The sequence below is a fragment of the Pseudomaricurvus sp. genome, from assembly GCF_965662505.1.
Classification (GTDB): domain Bacteria; phylum Pseudomonadota; class Gammaproteobacteria; order Pseudomonadales; family Cellvibrionaceae; genus Pseudomaricurvus.
Map to the genome: position 1 here is coordinate 1 of NZ_CBFIHX010000090.1, position 14,545 is coordinate 14,545.

Here is a 14,545-nt window from a genome sequence, read left to right on the forward strand (position 1 = left end):
GACTGGCCTGCTCTGCCAGGCTCTCCTGCTCTTTGACCAGCGCTTCGATCATACTCAAAACAGGGTCTACCGCCCGATATAGCTCCAGATCCACATAATTACCCATGCCGTAGCGGGATTGCTCCTCGACAAACCCCTGCAGACTGGCAATGCTGGCCTTGGCGTTGTCTATGGCTTGCGGGTGCGCCGCCAGAATGGCCTGTTCCTGCTCGGTCAGCGGCCCCGCAAGATAGACGGCCCACTCGGCCTCCAGAGCTTCAGCAGCCTGATCCAGGCCTTTTTTGGCTTCATCCCAGAACATCATTTGCGCACGGGTTTTGTGCGCCAAATCCACCACCCCCTGAGTGTATTGACGGGAGATCCGGTGCAGCCGCCAAACCGGCACCAGCCGCTCCTCTTTCATCCGTGTTGTGGTTTCAGTCACTGTAGAGAGTGATGTCACCCCCAGCGCGGCAATAAACAATCCGGCCAACAGCGGAATTACGGTCAACAGGATAAGTTTGGTGCGTACTCTTAACGTCATACGAAACTGCCTTTTTCGTGTCGGGATCAAGCCTGAGAAAGGGTCGGGCTGGTATTCATTTCGGCAGAGTTTGGCTTTCTAAAATGAACTTTTTGTTACAAAAGCAGGCGCTCACAAAAAGAAATATGCGCCACTTGATTCACCAGTCCCACCCCGACACCCACAACAAGCTGACCCAAAAACCCGAAAAACGCGTATACTTGCTCGTTTGCAACTTTTGCCCTGTGGCCTTTGCTTTCTGGCGTACTGCTTGTCGATACCGTGCTTTTCAATACTGTGCTTTTCGATACAGTGCTTTCTGACATAGCGCTTTCCAACATTGGCCCTCTCAAACTAACTGGACTGGATTTTCTGTGGATACGATTTACGTTCGCGGTGCGCGCACCCACAACCTGAAAAACCTGGATATCGACCTTCCCCGGGACAAGCTGATTGTCATCACTGGCTTGTCGGGGTCCGGCAAGTCATCCCTGGCGTTCGATACACTCTACGCCGAGGGGCAGCGCCGCTACGTGGAGTCCCTGTCCACCTACGCCCGTCAGTTCCTGTCCATGATGGAAAAACCCGATGTGGATCACGTCGAGGGCCTGAGCCCGGCCATTTCCATCGAACAGAAGTCCACCTCTCACAACCCACGATCAACCGTGGGGACGATTACCGAAATCTACGATTACCTGCGCCTGCTGTATGCCCGCGTCGGTGAGCCCCGCTGCCCGATCCACGGTGAGCCGCTGGCCGCACAGACCATCAGCGAAATGGTGGATCACGTACTGACACTGCCGGAAGGCAGCAAGATCATGCTACTGGCCCCCGTGGTCCGGGACCGAAAAGGTGAGCACTTGCACACCTTCGAGCAGTTGCGCCGCGACGGCTTTATCCGCGCCCGTATCGACGGCGTGGTGGTCGATCTCGACGACACGCCGGAGCTGGACAAGAAGAAAAAACACACCATTGAAGTGGTGGTTGATCGCTTCAAAGTCCGCGAGGATCTGCAAGTCCGTCTCGCCGAATCCTTCGAAACCGCCCTGCAACTGACAGACGGCACTGCCGCCATCAGTTTTATGGACGGCGAAGAAGACGACCGCACCTTTTCCGCCAAACACGCCTGCCCGGTGTGTGATTACTCTCTGACGGAGCTGGAACCGCGACTGTTCTCCTTCAATAACCCAGCCGGTGCCTGTCCCAGCTGTGACGGCCTGGGGGTAAGCCAGTTTTTCGACATCAAGAAAGTAATTCAATTTCCCGAGGCCTCGCTGGCGGAAGGCGCCATTCGCGGCTGGGACCGACGCAACTTTTACTATTTCCACCTGCTGAATTCCCTGTCGGATCACTACGGATTCTCCATCGACACCCCGTGGCAGGAATTGAGCAAAAAGCACCAGGACGCCATTCTTTATGGCTCTGGCAAAGACGTTATTAATTTCAGTTACACCAATGACCGAGGCGACGTTCATCAGCGCAATCACACCTTTGAAGGGGTGATTAACAACATGAATCGCCGCTACAAGGAGACCGACTCCCAGAGCGTGCGCGATGAACTGGCCAAATACGTTTCCAGCCAACACTGCCCGGAATGTGAGGGCACCCGACTGCGCCGCGATGCCCGCAACGTCTTTATCGACGAGCGCACCCTGCCGCAGATTACCGAATTACCGGTGGGCGAGGCCTACGACTATTTCGACACCCTGCAGTTGCCCGGTGCACGCGGCAAAATCGCAGACAAGATCCTCAAAGAGTTGCGAGACCGCTTCCGCTTTCTGGTGGATGTGGGCCTGAACTACCTGACGCTGAACCGCAGCGCCGAGACACTCTCCGGCGGCGAGGCTCAGCGTATCCGTCTCGCCAGTCAGATCGGCGCTGGTTTGGTGGGCGTGATGTACATTCTCGACGAACCCTCCATTGGCCTGCACCAGCGGGACAATGACCGCTTGCTCAAAACCCTGATTCACCTGCGGGACATCGGCAACACCGTAATTGTGGTGGAACACGACGAAGACGCAATTCGTCAGGCGGACTACATTCTCGACATTGGCCCCGGCGCCGGTGTTCACGGCGGTGAAGTGGTCGCCAAAGGCACGCTTAAAGAAGTCATGGGCAATCCGAAATCGCTGACCGGCAAATACCTATCCGGCGAAGTCCAGATCGAAGTCCCGCCCAAGCGCACACCCTATCCGGAAGATAAAGAACTGATTCTGGAAGGCGCTACCGGCAACAACCTGCAAGATGTGACGCTGAAAATCCCGGCTGGACTGATGACCTGTGTCACCGGCGTATCGGGATCGGGCAAGTCGACGCTGATCAACGCCACCCTCTATCCACTGGCAGCCACCGAGCTGAATGGCGCCACGACACTGACTGCAGCTCCGCACAAAGCCGTTCACAATATGGATTTGTTCGACAAGTGTGTGGACATTGATCAAAGCCCCATCGGCCGCACCCCACGTTCCAACCCTGCTACCTACACCGGTATATTCACCCCCATTCGGGAACTGTTTGCCGGCACTCAGGAAGCACGCTCTCGCGGTTACAAACCCGGACGTTTTAGCTTCAATGTGAAAGGGGGTCGCTGTGAAGCCTGTCAGGGCGATGGCGTGGTCAAGGTAGAGATGCACTTCCTGCCGGATGTCTATGTGCCCTGTGATGTGTGTAAAGGCAAGCGCTACAACCGCGAAACCCTGGAAATCAAATACAAGGGCAAGAACATCCACGAAGCGCTCGACCTGACCGTGGAAGACGCCCGCGAATTCTTCGATGCCATCCCTTCCGTGGCGAAAAAACTGCAAACCCTGATCGACGTGGGCTTGTCCTACATTCGTCTGGGGCAGGCGGCCACCACCCTGTCCGGCGGTGAAGCCCAGCGGGTGAAACTGGCGAAGGAACTGTCCAAGCGGGATACCGGCCAAACCCTGTATATTCTGGATGAACCCACCACCGGCCTGCACTTCCACGACATTCAGCAACTGCTGAATGTACTGCACCGCCTGCGCGATCACGGCAATACTGTGGTCGTCATTGAGCACAATCTGGATGTCATCAAAACCGCCGACTGGCTGATAGACTTGGGGCCAGAAGGTGGCAGTGGCGGTGGTCAGATCATCGCCACCGGCACACCGGAAGATGTCGCCAAGAATAAAAGCTCCCACACCGGGCACTTTTTGAAGCCGCTCTTGAAGCCCTTGCCGAAACCGAAAGCAAAGCCAAAAGAGAAAGCGATGGAGAAACAGAAAGTGACGGAAAAAAAGAAAGCAACGGCGAAGAAAACTAAAAAGTAACCGAGATTGCCATCCATTAACCGGAGGTTCCTATGACACGTTTTGGTATTTTGCTTTTATTACTGATCGCGGGTCTGAGCCACGCCGATGATGGCACCATTCGAGGAAAGGTCATCGCTGTCAGCGGCGATGATGTCGGGATTCGCCTGACACTGGATTCCGGCCTGCCGCCGGAGTGCCAGACATCCTCCGGCTCAGAAATTTTGGTGAAACCGACCTACCCGGGCGTATTCCACCTGGCTCAATCCTCTTTAGGTATCAACGTCGAAATTCAGGCTGATTACGAACCACTGCAGCGAGAGTGTGTGGCCAAAGAAATTACGCTCAAAGCCACTCCCTGAACGGGAACTCCTGAACGGGAACTAAAGCTTTTGGGAAACACAGGCCTTTCGAGAAACCCAGGCCTTTCGAGAAACAAAGCCTTTTAAGGCCTGCGAGGGACCAAAGGTTCCAGCAATACCGGAACCAGGGGTTTAAGCGGTTTTCCGAGGGAAAACTGCTGCACTTCCAAAGGCTCTGACATCAGCGCCGAAACCGTCAGCGCACCAAAAACTCTTTCGTCCCCGGCTTCACTATCCCCCTGCTGAGAAAACTGGAATCGATAACTGCACCAGTCCACTGCGGCCGAATCCGTTATCGGAAGAAACTCAGTCGCCAATTCCGCTGCCGAGATTCCCTGTTTGCGGGCTTTAAGATAGCTTTCCTTCAGGGTCCACAATTCGTAGAACGCCTCCCGACATTCTTCGTCCGATAGAGCATCCAGCCGTCGGCATTCACCCTCAGAAAAATATTCAGCCGCCAGTTCGCGGTAAGAACGTTGCTTGCGGGGTGATTCGATATCAACCCCCAACCGGCAGTTATATCCCACTGCACAGGCCACCCACTCACCACTGTGGGACAAATTAAAGTCGATACAGCTCGCAGCCGGGCCTGTCAGCGACAGCCAGTTTTCGTCATCCAGTTCAAAAGTGTGTTGCTCCGCCCAGTCGGGTAACAGGTGCGTCAGCGCGACCCGCAACAGGTAATGCCCCGCCAGGTATTCACGGCGGCGGCGCGGAGACTTGATGGTGAGATAGAGGGCTTGTTCGGAGGCAGATAAGATCGGCAGGCATTCTGTCAGTGTCGTATCCCCCAGAGGAGGAACACGCCACACCCACAACATCAGTGGAGGATGTGGCTTATTCACATGACAGACTTTTGGCAAAACGGCTTATTTCAGGGTAACCACAGTGCCTTTCAACGCCACACCGGCCATAATGGCGCCCGCATGACACTCGTAATCGGAGTCACTCATGTATTCGTTTTTCTTGTAGAAGCTGTGAATATTCACCACGGCGTTGCCGCCTTCTGACAGAGCACGATCACGCAACGCGATCAGAGCAGACAAGAACACCCAGCGGCAAGCCTCTTCATCGGACTTGTTGAAGGCGTTGGTTTTGCGGTTGGCGACAAAACTGCCTTTGGCATCGGTATAGCCAGGTGCTTTCTCACCGAAATAGAATTTGACGCCTTGATTGAGCTGTTCTTTGGCCGCAGGGGCGTTCAGTGCCTCCTGCAACGGCAGAAACAAGGCGTCATCACGGGCCATTGCGACGTCAGATATGGCCAAAAGGGAAACAATTACAATCAGGGAACGAGTTAACATGGCAGCATCCTTACTGGGATTCCAGCAATAATTTAAGTGAAATATAGTCCAGCTCAGTATAGTCATTTCATACCTGCAGGAAAACCAGAGACCTGCAGCAATTGACGCTTGCCTCGACTTAATGACACGGTAAAATAGCCTCCTTTTTCTAGATGTCCTTATATTTGGTGGGTCATTACGCTGGCTGACATTCATTAAACACCTGCGCACGCATACTGAGGTTGCATGAGCCCCCTGACAATAACAATAAAAGCCTGGTCTGCATGGGCTCCTGGGTTACAAACTCCGGAGGATTGGCAGCAATGGGCGGCAGGTGAAAAAACCATGGAGGGAGACGCCCCTCCCGACGTCAAAGCCATACCGGCGATGCTGCGCAGACGTTTGAGCCCATTGGGCAAGATGGCACTTTCGACCGCCATCCCTCTGCTAAAAGAGACAGATTCCGGCGTGCCCACGGTGTTGGTTAGCCGTCATGGCGATCTCCATCGCACCGTTAATCTGCTGCAGGATCTCGCCGCCGGTGAAAGCCTCTCTCCGACACACTTTAGCCTTTCCGTACATAACGCCATTGGCGGGCTGCTGTCCATCGCCCGCAAAGACACCAGCAGCATGACGGCTCTGGCCTGTGGTTTTGACGATATTTCGACTGCACTGCTTGAAGCTCAGGCCATTCTCACCGAACAAGACTGCAAACAGGTGCTGTGTCTGATCTACGACGAGCCGTTACCGGCTCTCTATCAACAGCAGCAACCCGCACTCCCGGATCATGCTTACGCAGTGGCTTTTTTACTGGGTACGCCTTCCCCGCTCGATACGTCATCCAGTCACACGTCGGCAGAACCCGAAATGTCTGTCCTGCAATCCGAGATGCCTGTCCAGCTTGATCTGTGTCGACGAGATACGTCTGAGTCTTCAGCTGAAGCTTCACGACCACAAGCTTTGTCGCTGCTGCGCTGGCTGATTACGACCCCTCGCACCGCTCCACTGACCCTGACCGGCTCGCGCAACAGTTGGCGGTGGTCCTCATGCTGACCACGGTGAATAAATACTGGCGAGTCATGGCCACCGGCTTTTGCTTTCTCACCTTTGGGCTGGGCGGGCTGGTTCTGACACTTCTCGCCGTACCAATACTCTACCTGCTACCGGGTGGACCACTGCGCCGCGAACGACGCGCCAAAGCCGTCATACACTACGCTTTCCGTGGATTTATGGAGCTGATGCGCTGTCTGGGTATCCTGACCTATACCGTGGAACAGCGAGAGGCCCTGAATCGCCCGGGACAGCTCATCGTCGCCAATCACCCCACACTTATTGATATTGTCTTTCTGATTGCGTTTATCAAACGCGCAGATTGTGTGGTCAAGAGCAGCCTGCTGCGCAATCCCTTTACCCGCGGCCCCATTGGCGTAGCCAATTACATCGCCAATGACAGCTCCGAAGCCGTGCTCGCGCTGGCAGAGCAATCCTTTAAACGGGGCAATAGCCTGATTGTGTTCCCCGAGGGTACCCGCACCACTCAGGGACAAGACCTTTCCATGCAGCGGGGAGCCGCCAACATTGCCCTGCGTTGCGATTGCGAGGTGACACCAGTGGTTATCACCTGTGAACCCAGTACACTGACCAAGGAGCTCCAGTGGTATCAGGTTCCTGAACGCCCCTTTCATATTTCTCTCACGTTGAAACCGACCATATCCATGATCCCCTATCAGCAGGAGAAAGCGGTATCATTAGCCGCACGTAAATTAACCCGTTTTTTTGAAGACTATTTTACCCAGGAACTCGTCAGCCATGACCGAATTAGAACAGGAACTCAAGCAACTGATTATCGACACTCTGGATCTTGAAGATATCACCATTGACGATATCGATAGTCAGGAAGCCTTATTTGTCGAAGGGCTGGGACTTGATTCCATTGATGCGCTTGAGCTGGGCCTGGCTCTGCAGAAGCGCTACGGTGTCAAGGTAGATGCCGACTCAGAAGAAACCAAGAAGCACTTTGCCAGCGTTCACAACCTGGCATTGCTGGTCAATTCACACACCAACGGATAAGGGTGATGACAATGATGACGAAAGACACCATTGAAGCAAAAGTCAGGGAAATTCTTGTGGAGCTGTTTGAACTGGACGCCTCCGACATCACTCTGGACGCACAACTCTACGATGATCTGGACATTGACAGCATTGATGCGGTTGATCTTGTGGTTGAATTGAAAAAGATGACGGGCAAGAAGATCAAGCCAGAAGATTTTAAGACCGTGCGCAGCGTAGGGGATATCGTCAATGCCGTCGAAGAGCTATTGACCAGCGAATAACACGTTTAGCCTGGCGTGCATGAATACGGTCTTCACTGGCCGTTTCCTGTCCCGTTGATCACTGCTGCCAGCCATAGCCATCCATCATAAAGACGAACCATAGCCACCCGTCATAACGACGAGTCATAATCAGAAGCCATCGCCGATGTTATTGCGCACTGTTATCGGGTTACTCACCCTGCTCTATCCGATCGCCGTCTATTATGGCTTGCAGGCGTTTGACGCCCGCTATCTGGTGGTTCTGCTTCTGGTTGTCGCCGCTGCCCGAATGCTCACCGCTGATAACAAAACCCCGCTCAACCACTGGCTTTGGCTACCCCTTTTGGGCCTATTGGCCATCTGGTCGTGGTTGACCAACAGTGCGCTGGGGCTGAAGTTTTATCCGGTTTTAGTGAATCTCTGTTTGCTGATTTTCTTTGCCTGGTCATTAAAAGTACCTCCATCCATGATCGAACGTTTCGCTCGTATAAAAGACCCGGAACTGTCTCAGCAGGGGGTTCGATACACCCGTAAAGTGACCGTTGTGTGGTGCGCCTTTTTTATCGCCAACGGCACTATTGCCCTGCTCACAACGCTCTTTGCATCCGATGCCATATGGGCCGCGTACAACGGGTTTATCGCATATATCGCCATGGGCACTCTGTTTGCGGGCGAATGGCTGATTCGCCAGCGGGTTATGAAGGCCTCCCATGATTGAAACACCCATGAAAAATTTCACCCCTTTGGAAACGCTGTTTGCCGCCGACCATTCAGCCGAGCTGCCGCTATTTCTCTCGCCGGACAAAAACATCATTACCTGGCAAGAGTGGTTGACTCGGGTTGTGCAATGGCGCCACATCATAAGTCAGCAGTCTGGAGATCGCTGGGCACTCTATCACCCTTGCGCGGCTGAATTTTCCGCCTGCCTGTTTGCTCTGCTGTCGTTGAATAAAACGGTATGCCTGCCCGGCAATCGTCAGCCGGACTTTGTCACGCGGTTATCCCATGTGGTGGATGGCTTTGCTGGCGACTTTGAGAAGTTGGCCCCCTCTCTGATCAGATCCGATTTGCCTCTGAGTACCGACGAGGATTTGGGTGCTCTCTCTGCATTGCGCGACATCACTCTGAACAACAGCACACCGCTTATCCAGGTTTTTACGTCAGGTTCTTCCGGCGACCCTCAGGCCATTGGCAAAAACCTTCGACAATTAAGCCAGGAAGTGAAGCACCTGCACATGCTGTGGGGAAACCATCGCCAGGCCCTGGTAACCGGCACCGTCAGTCACCAGCACATTTACGGCTTGCTTTTCCGCGTACTTTGGCCGCTGGCTGCGGGCTGGTGCTCAGATACCCACCCCTGTGAATATTTCGAAGAACTGGCGCTGCGTCATATTTCGGATCAAGCTGGCCTTATCAGTCAAGCCGAGCGTTTCAATCAAGCTAACTACGCCGGGCAACCTGAACCTGTGGGACAACGTCCTCGCCTGCTGATTTCCAGCCCGACGCATTTATCCCGGATTCCGGTCATTCTCGACGCTGCCGTGACAAACGGCCTGGCCGCCATTTTCAGTTCCGGCGCGCCGCTAATGCGATCGGACAGTCTGCACGCGAAAACACAATTGGGTACAGGCGTGCTGGAAATATTTGGCAGCTCCGAGACCGGAGGCATAGCCTGGCGGGAACAGCACGATAAAGACACCGATTCTCTCTGGCAACCGCTGCCGGAAGTAGATGTGCGGCTCGCGGCGGACAATACAGAGACTGCAAACGCTCAGGACCCTGATTGCCTGGAAGTACGTTCCGCGCACCTACTGGACGATCAACAGTGGTATTGCACCTCGGACCGGGTACATTTTGGCGACGAGCGCCTTGGTAACAACGAGCATCTTGGTAACAACAGGCATTTTGCGTTACTCGGAAGAGCAGACCGTATCGTCAAGGTAGAAGGCAAAAGAGTGTCTCTTGATGAGATGGAAGGTCTGCTAATGCAATCTTCCTGGATACAACAGACGCACCTGTTGCAGTTGACTGGCTCCCGTTCGGAATTGGGAGCGGTTATCGCACTCACCGAAGAAGGCAAAAACGCCCTCAAAGAACACGGCAAGCGTGCCATCAACATGCACTTCAAAGAGCACCTTCTGTCCTGTTTTGAGCGCCCTACACTGCCGCGCAAATGGCGTTATATCGAAGCACTGCCAGTGAACACTCAGGGCAAACTACAGAGAACGGCTTTGCTAAATTTATTCAAAAAAACCAAACCGGAAACCGAAGCACTGATTTCAGAGCAAAAGACAGATCTGCCTACGACGCTTTCGACCCATAACGCGTCAGGAAAACAAACACGGGAATTGTTTATCCCCCATAATCTGCGCTACTTTGACGGACACTTTGATCAAGCACCCATTTTGCCTGGTGTGGTGCAGATTCATTGGGCAGAGCATTTTGCCCGCACAGCTTTTGCTCCAGAAGGCGAATTCCTGCGTATGGAAGTGATTAAATTTCAAAAAGTGATTACGCCGGGAGATACCGTCAATCTGGACCTCACCTACGATTCGGCAAAAAATAAAATCACCTTTGCCTATCATTCGCCTCGTGGCCAGCATTCCAGCGGACGTATTGTTTTGGAAAAGCAGGACACAACAGTATGAACGTCACTGCTGCGGAAAGGACATCCGAACCACAGGTGTTTAACCCTTGCATTCTGATTCCTGTTTACAATCACGAGAAAGCCGTTGGCTCCATTGTGGAGCGCCTGATCAATACAGCCCCGATCATTCTCGTCGACGATGGCAGCAGTGAAATATGCCGTAAACGTCTGGAATCCATTGCTGAACATTACGACTCTGTAAGCCTTATCCAACTGCCACTCAATCAGGGTAAAGGCGGCGCGATGAAAGCGGGTTTCCAATACGTCTTACAACAAGGCTTCAGCCACGCTTTACAAATTGATGCCGACGGACAGCACAACACGCAAGATGCCGTGACGTTTATAGACCAGGGCCAGAAGCATCCGCGAGCAATTATCTGCGGCTACCCAATTTACGACGACAGCGTACCCGCACTGCGCTATTACGCTCGCTATCTGACCCATGTGTGGATATGGATCAACAGCCTTTCCTTTGCGGTTAAAGATTCCATGTGTGGATACCGGCTCTACCCATTGCGGTCAACCGTCGACATTATCGATACAGAAACCACCGGCAACCGTATGGATTTTGATTCTGAAATCATGGTGCACTGGGTTTGGCGCAACCTGCCAGTGATCAACCAACCCACCAAAGTCTCTTACCCGGAAGATGGCATTTCCCACTTTGCCCCCTGGCGCGACAACTATCTGATCAGCAAAATGCACACCACCCTGTTTTTCGGCATGCTGCTACGACTGCCCAAAATCCTGCGCCGGCGCATGCAAGACAGACGCCGCACCCATCCATGTCACAACGATGGGTTTTCGGAGAAATAAAGCTATGGCAAAGCACTGGTCAGAAGTTCAGGAATCGGGAGCCTTACTGGGCATCCGCATCATGTTTTTTACGTATCGCTGGATCGGGCGCTGGGCTTTCACCCTGCTACTCTATCCGGTGATCGCCTATTTTTATTTCACCAAGAAAACATCACGGCACGCCTCTGAAGATTACCTGATGCGCGTACGCCAACAGGGTGGCCTGCCAACAACGGAATCAATACGGCGACAGAGTTTTCGGCATTTTTTGCAATTCGGCCGTGGTCTGCTGGACAAGCTGGCAGCATGGACCGGCGCCTTCCCCTACAAAGATGTCGCCTTCCACAACCGGGATGACTTTCTCAGCATGGTCAACAAAGGCAACGGGGCGCTGGTAATTGTCTCCCACCTCGGCAACATCGAGGTATGCCGGGCACTGGCCGAAGAAAGCCAACACGTTCGGCTCAACATTCTGGTTCACACCAAGCACGCGGAAAATTTTAATCGTGTGATGAAGAAATTGGACGAAAAGAATCACCTCAACTTGATTCAGGTGACTGAAGTTTCTCCCGCAACAGCCATCATGCTGCAAGAAAAATTGAATGCCGGAGAAGTGGTGGTGATTGCAGGTGATCGAACGCCGGTCAACGGCGGCCGACAAACCAGTGTCGACTTTCTCGGATCTCCCGCGCTGTTTCCTGAAGGACCCTATATTCTTGCATCCGTGCTGCGCTGTCCGGTCTATCTGATGTTTTGCAATAAAACAAAACGCGGCTACGAAGTATACTTCGAAGCATTTGCAGACCGTATACGTTTGGCGCGCAAACAACGCGAAGAAGACATTCGCCAGTGGGCACAGCAATACGCTGACCGTCTGGCGCATTTCACTCTGCGATTCCCGTTACAGTGGAATAATTTCTATCCATTTTGGGCGGCTTCACCCCAGAGTTTCAACCAGAAGAAGTCCGACCACCCGAAACAAGATGTCGCTTTATGATTACTTTTGATAGCAGCCCGCTAACCATTGAAGATGTTGTCGCCATTGCCCTGCAACAGCAACCCGCTCAGCTCAGTGAATCTGCTGATTTTCGCAAGCGCATTGCCAAAGGCAGTGAATTTCTCGACCGTCTGTTAAAAGAAGACGGTGAAATTTACGGTGTCACCACAGGCTACGGTGATTCCTGCACCGTTACGATTCCATCGGAGCTGGTGTCTGAGCTACCGAAACACCTGTACACCTTCCACGGCTGTGGTTTGGGCAACCAGCTGACGCCGACCATGGCACGAGCCGTCCTGGCCTCGCGAATGGCGTCTCTGTGCCAGGGGTTCTCTGGCGTTAGCCTGGATCTGCTCACACAGATGGAAACACTGTTCAAACACGACATCATGCCCGTGATCCCGGAAGAAGGGTCTGTCGGCGCCAGTGGCGACTTAACCCCGCTGTCCTATGTGGCCGCCGTTCTGTGTGGCGAACGGGAGGTGTACTACCAAGGTGACATCAACCCCACCGCCGACGTGTTTGCCCAACTCAACATAGAACCCATTACGCTTCGCCCCAAAGAAGGTCTGGCCATTATGAATGGCACAGCCGTCATGACCGGCCTGGCCTGTATGGCGTATTCGCGGGCCCAGTACCTGTCAAAGCTCGCCACCCGCATTACCGCACTGTGCACACTGGCTTCCAAAGGTAATGCTCACCACTTCGATGAAGTGTTATTCAGCGTCAAGCCACACCCAGGTCAGCAGCGGGTTGCCGGTTGGCTGCGAGAAGACCTGCACGCTGGCGAACCACCCAGAAACCCAAAACGCCTGCAGGACCGCTATTCGCTGCGCTGCGCACCGCACGTCATAGGCGTGCAGGAAGACGCTTTGCCGTGGCTGCGACAACTAATCGAAAACGAACTCAACAGCAGTAACGACAATCCGATCATTGATGCCGAAGGCGAACACGTATTGCACGGCGGTCATTTTTACGGCGGTCACATCGCTCTCGCCATGGACACCCTGAAAAACACCGTCGCCAATATTGCCGACCTGTTGGATCGTCAGTTGGCCATGCTGGTCGACACCAAGTTCAATCACGGCCTGCCCTCGAACCTGTCCGGCGCACAAGGCGAGCGCAGCGCGATCAACCACGGGTTTAAAGCCGTGCAGATCGGCACATCCGCCTGGACCGCTGAAGCTTTAAAACAAACCATGCCGGCCAGTGTGTTTTCCCGCTCCACCGAGTGCCACAATCAGGATAAAGTCAGCATGGGCACCATCGCTGCACGAGATTGCCTGCGGGTTCTGCAACTGACCGAGCAGGTAGCCAGCGCCGTATTGCTAGCTACCTGTCAGGGCGTTGAGCTGAGAATCCGCCAACAGGATATTTCAGCAGACTCACTGGCTCCTGCCCTGGCCGACACCATTGAACAGGTTCGTCAGATCAGCCCGTTCCTGACGGAAGACAGAGCTCTTGAGAGCGAATTGCGCCAAACCGTGGCTGCGATTCAGGCTCAATCCCTGGCTCTTTACCCAGCCTGATCGATGCACAGGAAATGATTTTATGACGACAAAAGCTGACTTACACCAAGCCGAAGTTGAAATCACCATCCCATTCCACGACGTCGATATGATGGAAGTGGCCTGGCACGGTCATTACGCCAAGTATTTTGAAATCGCTCGCTGTGCCGTGCTGGACAGCATTGATTACAACTATCTGCAGATGAAAGCCTCCGGCTTTGCCTGGCCAGTGATCGATTTGCGAATTCGCTATCCGCAACCCACCGTCTTTGGCCAAACGGTTATTTGCCGTGCCCGCATCAGCGAATGGGAGAATCGATTGAAGATTGATTATGAAATTCGCGATAAAACCACAGGTAAACGCCTCACCCGTGGCCATACGATTCATGTGGCCGTGGATATGAAAACCAGAGAAATGTGCATGGAATCCCCGCAGGTCTTGTTTGACAAACTTGGAGTGGCATCGTGATGTCACCGCAGCCTATCCGCCACATCTATAGCTTGATCATATTGGTGGCAGGCCTGCTCTCAGCTCAGCTGAGCTTAGCCACACAACCTGCGCCAGAACGCACATTGGAAAGCATCAGCCAACAACTGGATATCAGTGAGCAGATACATGGCGATTTTATCCAGCGCAAATATCTGAGCATTCTGCCCAACCCACTGCAGTCCAGCGGCACGTTTACGTTTCAACCTGACTCCGGCCTGGTTTGGGAAACCCAACAGCCTCTGCCCAGCAAACTCACCTTCAGTCCGCAAGGCATTATGCAGGAACAGAATGGCGAACAGGTGTGGCTGGCACGAGCCGATCAACCTGGGGTCGCAGTCATTGGACAAATCATGGCGGCCATATTCACCAGCGACTGG

At 53.6% G+C, this 14,545-nt stretch carries 17 protein-coding genes; 13 read left to right on the top strand and 4 right to left on the bottom strand.

The window, feature by feature from the left end:
- A partial coding sequence (locus tag ACTG33_RS12330) for an MCP four helix bundle domain-containing protein (protein ID WP_439135524.1) occupies positions 1 to 523 on the bottom strand: 523 nt, incomplete at its 3' end.
- A 95-nt stretch (positions 524 to 618) separates the two neighbouring features.
- Positions 619 to 828, bottom strand: a complete 210-nt coding sequence (locus tag ACTG33_RS12335) for a hypothetical protein (protein WP_439135525.1) — start codon at positions 826 to 828, stop codon at positions 619 to 621.
- 48 nt (positions 829 to 876) lie between these two features.
- Between ACTG33_RS12335 and uvrA the strand changes: the two genes are divergently transcribed.
- A complete protein-coding gene (gene uvrA, locus ACTG33_RS12340) occupies positions 877 to 3,795 on the top strand; it encodes an excinuclease ABC subunit UvrA (RefSeq protein ID WP_439135526.1) in 2,919 nt (972 codons plus the stop codon).
- A gap of 32 nt (positions 3,796 to 3,827) precedes the next feature.
- A complete protein-coding gene (locus ACTG33_RS12345) occupies positions 3,828 to 4,136 on the top strand; it encodes a hypothetical protein (protein ID WP_439135527.1) in 309 nt (102 codons plus the stop codon).
- A gap of 83 nt (positions 4,137 to 4,219) precedes the next feature.
- On the opposite strand, the gene ACTG33_RS12350 is transcribed toward ACTG33_RS12345, so the two are convergent.
- Positions 4,220 to 4,981 (bottom strand): 4'-phosphopantetheinyl transferase family protein, encoded by a 762-nt coding sequence (locus tag ACTG33_RS12350; protein WP_439135528.1) that lies wholly within the window; start codon positions 4,979 to 4,981, stop codon positions 4,220 to 4,222.
- Between the two features lie 24 nt (positions 4,982 to 5,005).
- Positions 5,006 to 5,440 (bottom strand): excinuclease ATPase subunit, encoded by a 435-nt coding sequence (locus ACTG33_RS12355; protein ID WP_439135529.1) that lies wholly within the window; start codon positions 5,438 to 5,440, stop codon positions 5,006 to 5,008.
- 225 nt (positions 5,441 to 5,665) lie between these two features.
- Between ACTG33_RS12355 and ACTG33_RS12360 the strand changes: the two genes are divergently transcribed.
- The 11 genes from ACTG33_RS12360 to ACTG33_RS12410 all read left to right on the top strand — a co-directional run.
- Entirely contained in the window at positions 5,666 to 6,472 is an 807-nt protein-coding gene (locus ACTG33_RS12360) for a beta-ketoacyl synthase chain length factor (protein WP_439135530.1), read from the top strand.
- Positions 6,466 to 7,284, top strand: coding sequence for a lysophospholipid acyltransferase family protein (locus ACTG33_RS12365; protein ID WP_439135531.1), 819 nt, complete (start codon positions 6,466 to 6,468; stop codon positions 7,282 to 7,284). The genes ACTG33_RS12360 and ACTG33_RS12365 overlap by 7 nt, the downstream gene beginning before the upstream one ends.
- Positions 7,229 to 7,489, top strand: a complete 261-nt coding sequence (locus tag ACTG33_RS12370; RefSeq protein WP_439135532.1) for a phosphopantetheine-binding protein — start codon at positions 7,229 to 7,231, stop codon at positions 7,487 to 7,489. Before ACTG33_RS12365 ends, ACTG33_RS12370 begins: the two co-directional genes overlap by 56 nt.
- 5 nt (positions 7,490 to 7,494) lie before the next feature.
- Positions 7,495 to 7,752 (top strand): acyl carrier protein, encoded by a 258-nt coding sequence (locus ACTG33_RS12375; RefSeq protein WP_439135533.1) that lies wholly within the window; start codon positions 7,495 to 7,497, stop codon positions 7,750 to 7,752.
- A 145-nt stretch (positions 7,753 to 7,897) separates the two neighbouring features.
- The gene (locus tag ACTG33_RS12380; RefSeq protein WP_439135534.1) at positions 7,898 to 8,449 is read left to right on the top strand and encodes a hypothetical protein; all 552 of its coding nucleotides are present in this window, start codon (positions 7,898 to 7,900) and stop codon (positions 8,447 to 8,449) included.
- Positions 8,450 to 8,456: 7 nt separating this feature from the next.
- Complete coding sequence (locus ACTG33_RS12385) at positions 8,457 to 10,379, top strand: ApeI family dehydratase (RefSeq protein WP_439135535.1); 1,923 nt, start codon at positions 8,457 to 8,459, stop codon at positions 10,377 to 10,379.
- Positions 10,376 to 11,194, top strand: a complete 819-nt coding sequence (locus ACTG33_RS12390) for a glycosyltransferase family 2 protein (protein ID WP_439135536.1) — start codon at positions 10,376 to 10,378, stop codon at positions 11,192 to 11,194. The genes ACTG33_RS12385 and ACTG33_RS12390 overlap by 4 nt, the downstream gene beginning before the upstream one ends.
- Positions 11,195 to 11,198: 4 nt before the next feature.
- Positions 11,199 to 12,170, top strand: coding sequence for an LpxL/LpxP family acyltransferase (locus ACTG33_RS12395; protein WP_439135537.1), 972 nt, complete (start codon positions 11,199 to 11,201; stop codon positions 12,168 to 12,170).
- Positions 12,167 to 13,699: an HAL/PAL/TAL family ammonia-lyase gene (locus tag ACTG33_RS12400; protein WP_439135538.1), complete on the top strand. Its 1,533-nt coding sequence runs from the start codon at positions 12,167 to 12,169 to the stop codon at positions 13,697 to 13,699. Before ACTG33_RS12395 ends, ACTG33_RS12400 begins: the two co-directional genes overlap by 4 nt.
- A gap of 22 nt (positions 13,700 to 13,721) precedes the next feature.
- On the top strand, positions 13,722 to 14,147 hold the full coding sequence (locus tag ACTG33_RS12405) for an acyl-CoA thioesterase (RefSeq protein WP_439135539.1): 426 nt from the start codon (positions 13,722 to 13,724) through the stop codon (positions 14,145 to 14,147).
- Positions 14,144 to 14,545, top strand: a 402-nt coding sequence (locus ACTG33_RS12410; protein ID WP_439135540.1) for a LolA family protein, incomplete at its 3' end; no start/stop codon positions are given. The genes ACTG33_RS12405 and ACTG33_RS12410, both read left to right, overlap by 4 nt.

Bases quoted from the DNA above. Each gene is read 5' to 3' on its own strand.
- ACTG33_RS12360 (WP_439135530.1), top strand. From the start codon at position 5,666: ATGAGCCCCCTGACAATAACAATAAAAGCCTGGTCTGCATGGGCTCCT.
- ACTG33_RS12355 (WP_439135529.1), bottom strand. From the start codon at position 5,440: ATGTTAACTCGTTCCCTGATTGTAATTGTTTCCCTTTTGGCCATATCT.
- ACTG33_RS12390 (WP_439135536.1), top strand. From the start codon at position 10,376: ATGAACGTCACTGCTGCGGAAAGGACATCCGAACCACAGGTGTTTAAC.
- ACTG33_RS12365 (WP_439135531.1), top strand. From the start codon at position 6,466: ATGCTGACCACGGTGAATAAATACTGGCGAGTCATGGCCACCGGCTTT.
- ACTG33_RS12395 (WP_439135537.1), top strand. From the start codon at position 11,199: ATGGCAAAGCACTGGTCAGAAGTTCAGGAATCGGGAGCCTTACTGGGC.
- ACTG33_RS12345 (WP_439135527.1), top strand. From the start codon at position 3,828: ATGACACGTTTTGGTATTTTGCTTTTATTACTGATCGCGGGTCTGAGC.
- ACTG33_RS12405 (WP_439135539.1), top strand. From the start codon at position 13,722: ATGACGACAAAAGCTGACTTACACCAAGCCGAAGTTGAAATCACCATC.
- ACTG33_RS12375 (WP_439135533.1), top strand. From the start codon at position 7,495: ATGACAATGATGACGAAAGACACCATTGAAGCAAAAGTCAGGGAAATT.
- ACTG33_RS12400 (WP_439135538.1), top strand. From the start codon at position 12,167: ATGATTACTTTTGATAGCAGCCCGCTAACCATTGAAGATGTTGTCGCC.
- ACTG33_RS12385 (WP_439135535.1), top strand. From the start codon at position 8,457: ATGAAAAATTTCACCCCTTTGGAAACGCTGTTTGCCGCCGACCATTCA.
- ACTG33_RS12370 (WP_439135532.1), top strand. From the start codon at position 7,229: ATGACCGAATTAGAACAGGAACTCAAGCAACTGATTATCGACACTCTG.
- ACTG33_RS12380 (WP_439135534.1), top strand. From the start codon at position 7,898: ATGTTATTGCGCACTGTTATCGGGTTACTCACCCTGCTCTATCCGATC.
- ACTG33_RS12335 (WP_439135525.1), bottom strand. From the start codon at position 828: ATGTCAGAAAGCACTGTATCGAAAAGCACAGTATTGAAAAGCACGGTA.